Source organism: Ruegeria sp. THAF33, assembly GCF_009363615.1.
Taxonomy (GTDB): domain Bacteria; phylum Pseudomonadota; class Alphaproteobacteria; order Rhodobacterales; family Rhodobacteraceae; genus Ruegeria.
Window position 1 is genome coordinate 731,010 of sequence record NZ_CP045385.1, and the last position, 11,280, is coordinate 742,289.

An 11,280-nucleotide genomic window follows, 5' to 3' on the forward strand; every position below is an offset into this window, starting at 1 on the left:
TGGTAAGAAGGATTTTTGGATGCGTATTGCAATGATCGGCACCGGTTATGTTGGCTTAGTGTCCGGTGTATGCTTTTCGGACTTTGGTCATGACGTGATTTGCGTCGACAAGGCTGAGCAAAAGATCGACATGCTCAAGGCCGGAGAAGTGCCGATCTATGAACCGGGCTTGGATGTGCTGATGGCAAAAAACGTTGCTGCCGGTCGCCTGAGTTTTTCAACCGATCTGAAAACAGCAGTTGATGGCGCCGATGCGGTTTTCATCGCGGTCGGAACTCCGACCCGACGAGGGGACGGCCACGCGGATTTGACCTATGTGATGGCCGCGGCAGAAGAGATCGCCCAAGCGGTTACCGGTTACACGGTCATCGTCACCAAATCGACCGTGCCGGTGGGAACAAACAGAAGAGTTCAGGAGGTCGTTGCGGTCGCCAACCCCGCAGCCGAATTCGACGTGGCCTCGAACCCTGAATTTCTGCGCGAAGGCGCTGCAATCGATGACTTCATGCGCCCCGATCGCGTCGTGGTGGGTGTGGAAAACGATCGCGCCGCCGAAGTGATGGCCGAGATTTACCGACCGCTTTATCTGCGTGACTTTCCGATCCTGACCACCGATCTGGAAAGCGCCGAGATGATCAAATACGCCGCCAACGCGTTTCTGGCGACCAAGATCACTTTCATCAATGAAATCGCGGGCCTGTGTGAAAAGGTCGGTGCGGATGTCAAGGAAGTTTCCCGCGGCATCGGTCTGGACGGACGAATTGGCAACAAATTTCTGCACGCGGGGCCGGGCTATGGTGGCTCTTGTTTTCCGAAGGATACCGCCGCGCTGGCGCGGATCGGGCAGGATCATGCCTATCCGATGCAGATTACGGAAACCGTCATTCGGGTGAATGACGAGGTCAAGAAACGGATGATCGAGAAAATCCGCGACGCCTGCGACGACCGCCTTAACGGCAAGACGGTGGCGGTTCTGGGTGTCACTTTCAAACCCAACACGGACGACATGCGCGACGCGCCATCACTGTCCATCATTCCCGCTTTGATCGGCGGAGGGGCCAAAGTGCGCGTCGTCGATCCGCAGGGCAAAACGGAAGGCGATGCGCTATTGCCCGGGGTCGAATGGTGCGACGATCCCTATACAGCGGTCCAAGGGGCTGACGTTGTGGTGTTGCTGACAGAGTGGAACGAGTTCCGCGCGTTGAACCTGACCGAGCTGGCCGGTTCCATGAACTCTGCCAGAATGGTGGATCTGCGCAATATCTATTCGAAGTCACAGGCGCTGAAATCCGGCTTTGAAACCTATGTCGGTGTTGGACGCTGAACGCACACCACCTGTTGGATCAAACGCGCCCACCGGACCCGCTTGGGTCCGGCAGGGATCTGGCTTCACGGGCTATTCGGTGGCCCAGATCTTGCGGCGGCGTTCCCTGACCATGTCATTGCCTTCATCGGTGCCGTCGTGGAACGTGTTGAACCATTCATCCCAAGGGGTTTCCCAGGTGCCGTAGTTGCAGTCAAAAAACCGATGATGCAGCTGATGAAAGAAATCCCCGACCTGAAACTTGGCCTTGTTGCCGAACTTCACATGCTCGAACCCGGCATGAGAGGTCGGAGCGCCGATACCGTGATGGAACAGCAGGAAAATGGCGTGGATCGGATGGGACGGCAGCAGGAAGAAGATCATCGTATCGAACATCAGAAAGAAGCTTTCGACCGGATGCATCGCAAGCCCCGACCAAGGACCGGTATTGATGTTGCGGTGATGCCAAGCGTGGACTCTTGTATAAAGCACACCCACATGCAGTAGCCTGTGCAGCCAGTAGAAATGGAACCCGGCCCAGATCGGCACAAAGACGGTCATGGCGATGAACCAGATCGGGTTGCCGTCTAACGTGATCATCGTGATCCAGCCATTGGCATAGGAATACAGGATCAGACATTCCCAGAACGTCCAGAACATCAACGCCGGGCCCAAGGTCCAGAACATGTTGTCCCAGACCTGATTTTTGAATGTGAATACCTTGGCGCCCTTCATCATCGGGCGCATGTCATAGCGGTATTCGTCCTGCTGCGTGCGGAACCTCCAAAGGGCCAGGTGCAAGCCGCCTGCGACCACCATCAGGATACAGAAATTGCGGAACCAGATTTCCGCAACCCAATCCCAGCCGAAGGTCTCGATCCTGCTCAGTGAAGGCGTCAGATAGGTCCAGGTGATGACCGCAAAGACCAGCAGCAGCGCCCGCAATGCAAGCGGATTCCAGCTTTGCAGCAGGTATTTCAACGCGGCCAGAGGTTTCATCGGCCAATCCCAATAGGGCGCGGTCTGAATCGGCAGCTGAGGCGTGTAACTCCAGATCTTGCGCTTGGCTCGTGGCGGCAGGGCGGGGTCTGACATAGAAGGCTCATTTCATCTGTTCACTGATCACAAGCCTAAGGCGTGGGATCAAAAGCTCAGACCTAATTGTCTTGCCGGAGAGGCTAAGTTCTGCTTAGCCTGTCGGAATGAACACCCGCGTCCCTTCCCTCAACTGGCTGCGCGTATTCGAGGCTGCGGCCCGAACCGAAAGCTTTGCCCGCGCCGCGACCCAGTTGAACATGACGCCTGCCGCCGTCAGCCAGCAGGTCAAGGCGCTGGAGACAAGACTGGGCACACCCTTGTTTCACCGTCACGCGCATGCGGTCACTTTGACCGAGACCGGGCGCGCCTATCTGCCGTCGGTACAGCAATCCTTGCTCATGCTGGAAACGGCAACCGCCGGTCTGTTCGGCGAAACCCGCGAGCAAAGGCTTTACGTGCAGTCGGTGCTGCTGTTTGCACATGGCATTCTGGCCGGGGGTGTTCCCGATTTTCAGGCGGCGCATCCTCAGATCAACCTTTCGCTTTCGACCGGCAATGTCATGTCGGATTTTGCCAATCGGTTCACTGACCTTCAGATCGTGTTCGGAAACCCCGCGCTGTTCGGCTCGGAAAGTGACGAGTTGATGCGCGAACATCTCTATCCCATCGCCCCACCCGAGGTTGCTGCCCGGATCGAGACGGCAAGGGACTTGTTCGACTTCACCTTGATCGAAGTTTCGACCCATCGGGCAAGCTGGCCGCATTGGTTCGAACACCAGCGGCTGCCAGCAGGCCAGGCACGGTATTTTTTTGCCGACAATTCGGTGATGGCGGCCGAGCTCTGCGCCAGAGGATGCGGCATTGCCTTGGCGCGCGCGCCCGCGTCAGATCGCATTATGAAGCTTTCCGGTTTGGTCCCCTGCCTGCCGGACTTCTCCTGCCCGGGGCAGGAAGCCTATCATCTGGTCTATCCCTCCCGCACGGCGCTGCGCCCGGCAGCGCGTATGTTTCGCGATTGGCTGATGGATTACAGCGCCGCCGTCCAGACGCGGTAACGCCCCTGCCCGGTGACCTCGCGAACCAGACCCCGCTGCGCGAACAGGTCGAAATTGCGCTGTACCGCGGCGCGGGAAGCCTTGGTCAGGTCTTCGGCCAAAGGCGCGGATACCATGGGCCAGGCCGTCAATGCATTGATCAGGCGCGGCGGGGTGCGGCCGCTCAGATCCTGCGTGACCTCTTTGGCTTTCGCCTCCCACGCGCTGATCCGGTCCAGGTGCAACAACGCTGCAAGGGCGGCCTGCCCTGCGCCGCCGATCCATGCGCTCAGTTTTTCCGCCGGATCCCCCGAGCCGCGCAGCGCACGCGGCCCGGACAAGGCCAAGGGCATGAACTGCGCACCGCCGCGCCCCATGGAGGCCGCATGCCGCGCGGCGATGACGGCTGCTTCCGTGTCCTGTCCGATGCCTTGTGACACCGCCCGCCACGCGTGGAACGCAATTGCCGACTGCGTCACGGGATGCAACCCTTCGGCGTTTTGCATGACCTCGGCCAGATCAATGATGGATTCCGGGGTCGCGTCGACCCCCTGAGCCAGTCGGTCAAGAAACGCGGTCAGCCCCCGTTCCCAACCGCCGGCAGCAGGCGGCGCGCCCGAACTCAGGCGTCGCACGGCCCATCCGGCCCGGAACAGGGCCTGCACGTCATCATGAGTCGCACCGATCCGCAAACCGGTCCACAAAGCCAATCGATCCACGCTGATCCGGTCTCCGGTCCACCACCCCAGATCGGACGTCTCCATCAATGCCAAGCGATGCGTCCAGCCTTCGGGGCCCGCTCGCAACCGTTCATCCAGCGCGCCAAAAGTCAGGGCCAGATCCGCAAGTTCCGCAGAAAGGTCGGACTGCGCAGCCCGCCAATCACGCGGATCGAACAGCAGGCGCTGTTCGCGTCGCGGCCCGGGCAGGAAGAAACCCTCGTCTTCCTCGACTTCATCCGGTGGCAAGAACCACAGGTCGTCCTCTTCGGACGGATCGCCGTCATAGATGCTGGCGGGGCCAAGATCTTCGGCCTCGTCTTCAGGAAGGGGCAAGGGTTTCTTCGACGTCATACCCCGCATTCTTCGGGCATTCCCGTTGCTTCACAAGGGGTATTCCGTCAGCTCGCAAAGGTTCGGGTCAGAACATCCAGTTCGCTGCTCAAATCGGTCTGCGGAGAGCTGCCCAGCAGCATGTAACCATAGCCATCCTGCGCCCAGGTCACTGTTGCCAAACCGCTCAGAACGGCCTGTTTGACCTCTGCCTTCGGGGCGTTCGGCCCCTGACGGATAACACAGAAGGCAAAGGGTTGACCCTGCTCATCGGCGAAAACGACCTGAACCAAGGGCTTTCCCTTGAACGAAAGAACCTGTGCTCGCTTCAACTCCAACCCTGGCAGGGAGTCCAGCGCTTCACGGTTCAGAGACCTGCCAAGTGCTGCCTCGGCCATCGCGAACTGCTTGTCCAGCGATGCCTCGGAACTGTCCAGCGAGACAATCGTCTCGGGCACATAAAGCGACTGATAGATCGCCGCTTGCTGCGCCCAGCCCAGTTCCGCCGGACGCGTCGCCCAGAATGTCAGGGCAACGGCTGCAACCCCGACGCCCGCGGCCACGGCCAGAAGGCGCAGAAACCCGCCATTGGTGTTTCGCGCCACGGGTTCCGGCAAATCGACCTTCGGCGCCGCGGTGGGCAGTTTCTCAAAGACCTGCCCAACGACAGGCGCAAACGGATCCAGCGCCATCAGGCGGCGTTCAACCTCGACATCATCCTCAACCGCGGCCTCGATGGCGCGGCTCTGAGCCTCATCCAGCGTGCCTTCCAGATACGCCAACAGCGTCTCGTCGGAAAACGTCATTTGCCACTCCGTCGCGCGGCGTCTGCCGCCTCAAACTGCATCACGGTTTTCAGTTTCCGCCGGGCATTCGATAACCGGCTCATGATTGTGCCGATGGGAACGTCCAGCAATGCAGCGGTTTCGCGGTAGCTGTACCCTTCGACGAACACAAGCATGACCGTTTCCCGCTGCGCTTCTGGCAGCTGCATCACTTGAGTAAACACTTCAGCCGCAAAAATATTCGTTTCTGAATCCGGCAAAGTTGCGACCAGTTCCGATTCTGGGGTCACGGACAGCGCCTGTGCCCGCCGGACGGAACGAGACCGCACTTCGTTCAACCAGATTGACCGGCAGATCGTCATCAGCCAACTGTCCAGATGATCATGCGACGTTACCTGATGATGCCGCTCGAGCGCACGCAGGCATGTGGCCTGCACCAGATCGTCCGCCACATCTGATGCCCCCGACAACGCCAGAGCAAACCGCCAGACGCGTCTTGAGTGCATCTGTACGGCGTCACGAACGGCCTGTTCGGAAGTCATCTCGGCACTCATCGAATAAAACGCGACCTGTGTGTGTTTGTCAGAAACGGACCCGGCCCGCAGGGCCAAAACTGACATAAACCGCGGAGGAAAGAAATGAAACTTCTGTTGAAGGCAGTCACGTTTGCGTCGGCAATTGTTGCAACACCCATATGGGCAGCGGGTTGGACACTGGAGTCCGATCGCTCGCATCTGGCCTATGGAACGATCAAGAAAAACGCGGTGGGCGAGGTCAACAGCTTCACCAACCTGAGAGGACACGTGACGCAGGAGGGCATGGCCGAAATCGAGATCGACCTGTCCTCGGTCGAGACCAACATAGATATTCGCAACGAACGGGTGATCGAATTTGTATTCCGCCAAGCACCCACTGCGCGCCTGACGGCCGAATTCGACATGGCAAAGGTTTCAGGGCTGGCCGTGGGTGAAACCACTACTGTAGATGCTGCTTCCGTGCTTTCGCTGGCCGGCACGGAAGTTGAGTTTGACGCGGAAATGTTCGTCGCACGCTTGTCCGAGACGTCAGTGCTTGTTTCGACAAACGACATGGTGTTTCTCAGCACGGAAGACGCCGGGGTCAACGCCGGCGTGGACAAGCTTATGGAATTGGCAAGCCTGCCCGGCATCACCCGAACGGTACCGATTACCGCCCGGCTGATCTTTTACACGGATGAAGAGCAGGCCGCGACGGCATCGGAAACCACAGAGGTTGTTGCTGCCGTAGCTGTTCAGGGTGACGTGACGGCCGGCAAAAAGGTGTTTCGCAAGTGCAGCGCTTGCCACAAATTGAAAGAAGGCAGCCATGGTGTTGGCCCGTCCCTGCACGGCATTCTCGGCACAAAGGCCGGTCAGGCCGAGGGATTCAAGTATTCGACAGCGCTGGAAAGTTCCGACATCGTCTGGACCCATGAAACCCTGAGCGCGTTCCTGTCGGATCCCAAAGGGTATCTTCAGGGCAATCGAATGCAGTTTCGCGGTCTGAAAAAGGACGAGGATATTGTTAACCTTCTCGCGTATTTGCTGGAAGAGGGGTGACGGCAACACCTGAGAGACCTGGCTGCAGCGCTGAATTTCGATTTCACGCAACCGGCCCCGGGATCGGATACGATGCTTGTGCTCGTCCCCTGTCTGGTTTCGGATCAACACGTGTTCAAAGTCAGGAATTACGGCCTCCTGTCAGCGGATCTATGCCGGACACACGACTCGTTTGTGGCAAAACAGCCCGTATTTTAAGGCGTTTTTTGCGGATCCTGTCGCGCCACCAACCCTGTCTGCGCGCGTACAAAGGGGCAAATCGCGGTTGTCGTTGCGCTTTCCAACTCTTGTCCGATCGTCAACCAGCCATTATTTAGCGGGCGTACAGCTCAGATGGTCGGGATGGGCCGCTCTGCCGCAGCTTGGCATCTGTCCTTTAGGCCCGACAAAATATAGGTTAACTGAGCGTGCGCACAGTTTCACGATTTGGAGAACGCAATGATAAAGCGCGCCTGGAACAAGTGGCGATCAGGCTATATGGGCCGCCTTGTAGGTGAAAGCTTTTACGCGCAAGGCAAGCTGTATGGTATTGCGGTTCTGGCAATGATTGCCGTGGCGGTCACCACAGCCGGCTCCGCATATATGATGGAATACATTGTCGATGCCATGACCAGCCCCGACTTGAAGGGTTGGGCACATGTGATTGCGCTGGGGGTTGTCCTCCTGTTTCTGGTCAAAGCGGTCGCATCCTATATTCAGGCTATTTACCTTGCCCGCGCAGGCAATCGGATCGTGGCGGAACAACAAGACAAGGTTTACCGCAAACTGCTCAAACATGGGGTCGCGTTCTTTTCGACCAATGAATCGTCGGACCTTCTGATGCGCACCACCCATGGCGCGCAGGCAGCCAGAAACCTGATCGATGTGCTGGTCACCGGGTTTGTCCGAGACGCTCTGACTCTGGTCGGGCTGGTTGCTGTCATGGTGTATCAACAGCCCGTTCTGTCCATCTTGTTCTTTGTGGTGGGTCCGATTGCCCTATTGGGTGTTCGCTATCTGCTGAAGAGCGTACGCACGATCATGCAGGCCGAATTCAAGTCACTGGCGGAAATCATTCGGGTGCTGCAAGAGACCTCGGCGGGGATCAAGGTCATCAAGGTCTTCTCGCTCGAAGACCGGATGATCAACCGCATGGACACGGCCATCCGGAAAGTTGAACAGCGGTCGAACGATATCGCCAAGTTGCAGTCCATTGCCAGCCCTCTTATGGAGTTTCTGGCCGGCCTCGCCGTGGCGGGTGTACTAGTGGTCAGCACGATGGGAATCGCAGGTACGGAACAACCCAGCGCAGGCCAGTTGATGTCCTTTATCACGGCGTTGCTGATGGCCTATGAACCTGCCAAGCGGCTGTCGAAAATGCGCGTTCAGATCGAAACCTGCATGGTTGGTATCAGCATGTTGTTCGGCCTGCTGGATCAGGACGACACGATGGTGGAAAGCCCCGAGGCCCATGACCTGATCGAAGGCCCCGGCCAGATCACGTTGCGTGATGTGACTTTCGGCTATCAAGGTGCCGTACCTGTAATTGAAGACATGAATATCACGTTCGAGGCCGGCAAGACTACCGCGCTCGTCGGTCAGTCCGGCGGTGGCAAGTCTACGATATTCGGGCTGATCATGCGGTTCTACGATCCCGATCAGGGCAGCGTCGAGATTGATGGCCAGGACCTGCGCGAGGTCAGCTTTGCGTCCCTGCGAAAAAAAATCTCTTATGTCGGTCAGGATACGTTTCTGTTTTCGACGTCGATCATGGACAACCTGCGCTGCTCGGCCCCTGACGCAACCGAGGAAGAGGTCATTGCCGCGGCCAAAGCCGCACATGCGCACGAGTTCATCATGGACCTGCCGGAAGGGTACGAAACGCAAGTCGGCGAAAACGGAACATTCCTGTCAGGTGGTCAGAAACAGCGAATTGCGATTGCACGCGCAATACTGAGAAATTCCGAGATCCTGCTTTTGGACGAGGCCACAAGCGCGCTGGACGCTGAATCGGAATCGCTTGTCAAAAAGGCTCTGGACACCCTGACAAAGGATGTAACCGTCGTCGTCATTGCGCACCGACTTTCGACTGTTCTGGAAGCGGATAAGATTATCGTGGTTCAGGATGGCTCGATCGTGGAACAGGGCAATCTGGACGAGTTGATGAAAAAGAACGGAGCCTTCCGCAACCTGTTCGATCAGCAATTCAAAAAACACGAACCCTCGGCGGAAGTGGCAGAGTAGCCCCTGCATTCGGTCTGGCACATGCCTCCCTTCTCCAGGCAAGACCTGTCCGGAAGAGGGGCGGAGTATTCTCATCACGCGCGTCCGTGCATCGAAATCATCAAGCCCAAGCCGCCCAAGGGATTTGGGCGGCTCGGGCCGCATCTTGGGAAGTAAACGGTCCGGTATTGCGCAAGGGTTCGAAGATGGCGGTCTTCGACGGTAGCGACACAAACATGTGGCTTGGTCGCCCACGTCGGCGCCTTGGCGGGGTGGTTCTCCCACAAGAAGTCAACGTCGCTTCTATCGAGGCCGCCCTGTTTGCCACTGCCTCACGCCACGCAAAAACCTACTTGCACTACAAGGGGTACAGACACGCGACCTGATGCGTTTCTCCGGCCAGTTCAGGCAATGTTGCCCTGCACTGATCGGTTGCCAGCCAACATCTTTGCGCAAAGGCGCAACCTTTTGGAATATTCATCGGCGATGGCAGTTCGCCCTCAAGCTTGATCCGTTCTTTTCGGGCCGTGGGGTCGGCCCGGGGCGTCGTGGACAGCAACGCCTTGGAATAGGGGTGGCGCGGCGCGGCGAACAGCTGTTCTTTGGGCGCCTTTTCAACAGCGCGCCCCAGATACATCACGATCACGTCGTCGGCAAAATGCCGGACCACGGAAAGATCATGCGAAATGAACAGATAGGCGAGGTCAAGCCGTTCCTGCAAATCCACAAGCAGGTTCAGGATCTGTGACTGGATCGAGACGTCCAGTGCCGAAACCGGTTCATCCAGAACGAGGACCCTGGGATTCAACATAAGCGCGCGTGCAATGGCGATACGCTGACGCTGCCCGCCAGAGAACATATGCGGATAGCGATCATAATGTTCGGGCCGCAATCCCACCATCTCGATCATGTCGCGCGCTTGTGTCTCGCGGTCTGCGGCGGACATGTCCGGACGATTGATGATCAGCGGTTCCTGCAAGATCTGGCCGATGCGTTGACGTGGATTCAGCGATCCAAACGGATCCTGGAACACGATTTGCACCGTTTCCCGCATCTTGCTCCACCGCGACGGGGTAATGTCGACACCGTCAATCGTCAGCCTGCCCGACGTCGGCTCTTCAATCATCGTGACCAATCGGGCCAATGTTGACTTGCCACAGCCGGACTCTCCGACGATGGCCAGAGTCTTTCCCGGTTTCAGTTCGAAATCCACCCCCGAAAGGGCCTTCACTGTCGCTGACTTGGACAGCAACCCGCCCTTCACCGTGTAAAACCGGGTCAGATCTTTCGCCTGAACGATGGGGTCGGTCATGCCAATTCTCCGGCCGCAATTTTTTCAACGTGGTGACAACGTGCCTTGCCGAAGGCCTCGGCTCGAGGGGTCGGCGGTATTTCCGCGCAAGTTGCATCAGCGAACCGGCATCGCGGGCTGAACAAGCACCCTGCGGGGCGATCGAATTGACCCGGCACAACGCCGGGAATCGTCGGAAGGATCTTGGAAGTCGCGCGCTCGGGCAAAGCGCTCAGCAGGGCCGATGTATAGGGATGACGCGGCATGCGGAACAAATCACACACGGGCTGCTCTTCGACTTTTTGTCCAGCATATTGCACCTGAACCCGTTCGGCGGTTTCGGCCACCACCCCCATGTCATGAGTGATCAGCACAAGGCCCATATCGTGTTCGTCCCGCAACCGAACCAGCAAGTCGAGTATCTGCGCCTGAATGGTGACATCCAGCGCGGTGGTCGGTTCGTCCGCAATCAGCAGCTTGGGCTTGCAGGCGATGGCCATCGCGATCATGACGCGCTGGTTCATGCCCCCTGACATCTGGTGTGGAAAGGTGTTCAGGCGGCTTTCCGGAGCCGGGATGCCGACCTGGTCGAACAGCTCAATCGCGCGCTGGTGGCGGTCCTTACGGTTCAAGCCAAGATGGATGCGCAGGGCCTCTTTGATCTGGAATCCCACCGTGAAACAGGGGTTCAGCGACGACATCGGCTCCTGAAAGATCATCGCCATGTCCTTGCCGATGATCTTGCGGCGCTCACGGGCCGAAAGCCCGGCCAGATCCACCCCCTCAAAGCGCATCTCGTCAGCGGTGATCGTCGCGGTCCAGGGCAACAACCCCATCAGCGCCAGCATCGACACCGACTTGCCCGAGCCGCTTTCGCCGACGATGGCCATCAGCTCGCCCCTGTCGACCGACAGATCGACACCGTCCACGGCGCGGAACTTGCCCGAGGCCGTGGCGAATTCAACAGTCAGGTTGCGGATCTGCAAAAGGCTCATGCC

Annotated in this window: 10 protein-coding genes; 4 read left to right on the forward strand and 6 right to left on the reverse strand. The window is 58.3% G+C overall.

Going from position 1 to position 11,280, the window contains the following annotated elements; all coding sequences use genetic code 11:
- Positions 1–19: 19 nt before the first annotated feature.
- Complete coding sequence (locus tag FIU92_RS20465; RefSeq protein WP_152460551.1) at positions 20–1,324, forward strand: UDP-glucose/GDP-mannose dehydrogenase family protein; 1,305 nt, start codon at positions 20–22, stop codon at positions 1,322–1,324.
- 72 nt (positions 1,325–1,396) lie between these two features.
- Here the strand turns inward: FIU92_RS20465 and FIU92_RS20470 are convergent, their stop codons facing one another.
- Positions 1,397–2,398, reverse strand: a complete 1,002-nt coding sequence (locus tag FIU92_RS20470) for a sterol desaturase family protein (protein WP_152460552.1) — start codon at positions 2,396–2,398, stop codon at positions 1,397–1,399.
- A 107-nt stretch (positions 2,399–2,505) separates the two neighbouring features.
- On the opposite strand from FIU92_RS20470, the gene FIU92_RS20475 reads away from it, so the two are divergent.
- Complete coding sequence (locus FIU92_RS20475) at positions 2,506–3,396, forward strand: LysR family transcriptional regulator (protein WP_152460553.1); 891 nt, start codon at positions 2,506–2,508, stop codon at positions 3,394–3,396.
- Here FIU92_RS20475 and FIU92_RS20480 read toward each other — a convergent pair.
- From FIU92_RS20480 to FIU92_RS20490, 3 genes are read right to left on the reverse strand one after another with little or no spacing between them, the layout of a single operon-like run.
- Positions 3,369–4,457, reverse strand: a complete 1,089-nt coding sequence (locus FIU92_RS20480; protein WP_371419758.1) for a helix-turn-helix domain-containing protein — start codon at positions 4,455–4,457, stop codon at positions 3,369–3,371. The two genes, FIU92_RS20475 and FIU92_RS20480, sit on opposite strands and share 28 nt — an antisense overlap.
- A gap of 38 nt (positions 4,458–4,495) precedes the next feature.
- Positions 4,496–5,233, reverse strand: a complete 738-nt coding sequence (locus tag FIU92_RS20485) for a hypothetical protein (RefSeq protein WP_152460555.1) — start codon at positions 5,231–5,233, stop codon at positions 4,496–4,498.
- Entirely contained in the window at positions 5,230–5,766 is a 537-nt protein-coding gene (locus FIU92_RS20490) for an RNA polymerase sigma factor (RefSeq protein WP_152460556.1), read from the reverse strand. The genes FIU92_RS20485 and FIU92_RS20490 overlap by 4 nt, the downstream gene beginning before the upstream one ends.
- Positions 5,767–5,850: 84 nt before the next feature.
- Between FIU92_RS20490 and FIU92_RS23060 the strand changes: the two genes are divergently transcribed.
- Both FIU92_RS23060 and FIU92_RS20500 read left to right on the forward strand, forming a co-directional pair.
- Positions 5,851–6,789, forward strand: coding sequence for a cytochrome c family protein (locus FIU92_RS23060; RefSeq protein WP_254705399.1), 939 nt, complete (start codon positions 5,851–5,853; stop codon positions 6,787–6,789).
- 438 nt (positions 6,790–7,227) lie between these two features.
- Positions 7,228–9,012: an ABC transporter ATP-binding protein gene (locus FIU92_RS20500; protein WP_152460557.1), complete on the forward strand. Its 1,785-nt coding sequence runs from the start codon at positions 7,228–7,230 to the stop codon at positions 9,010–9,012.
- A gap of 337 nt (positions 9,013–9,349) precedes the next feature.
- On the opposite strand, the gene FIU92_RS20505 is transcribed toward FIU92_RS20500, so the two are convergent.
- Together FIU92_RS20505 and FIU92_RS20510 are read right to left on the reverse strand one after the other, a co-directional pair.
- Positions 9,350–10,303, reverse strand: a complete 954-nt coding sequence (locus tag FIU92_RS20505; protein WP_152460558.1) for an ABC transporter ATP-binding protein — start codon at positions 10,301–10,303, stop codon at positions 9,350–9,352.
- Positions 10,300–11,277: an ABC transporter ATP-binding protein gene (locus tag FIU92_RS20510; RefSeq protein ID WP_152460559.1), complete on the reverse strand. Its 978-nt coding sequence runs from the start codon at positions 11,275–11,277 to the stop codon at positions 10,300–10,302. Before FIU92_RS20510 ends, FIU92_RS20505 begins: the two co-directional genes overlap by 4 nt.
- Positions 11,278–11,280 lie beyond the last annotated feature (3 nt).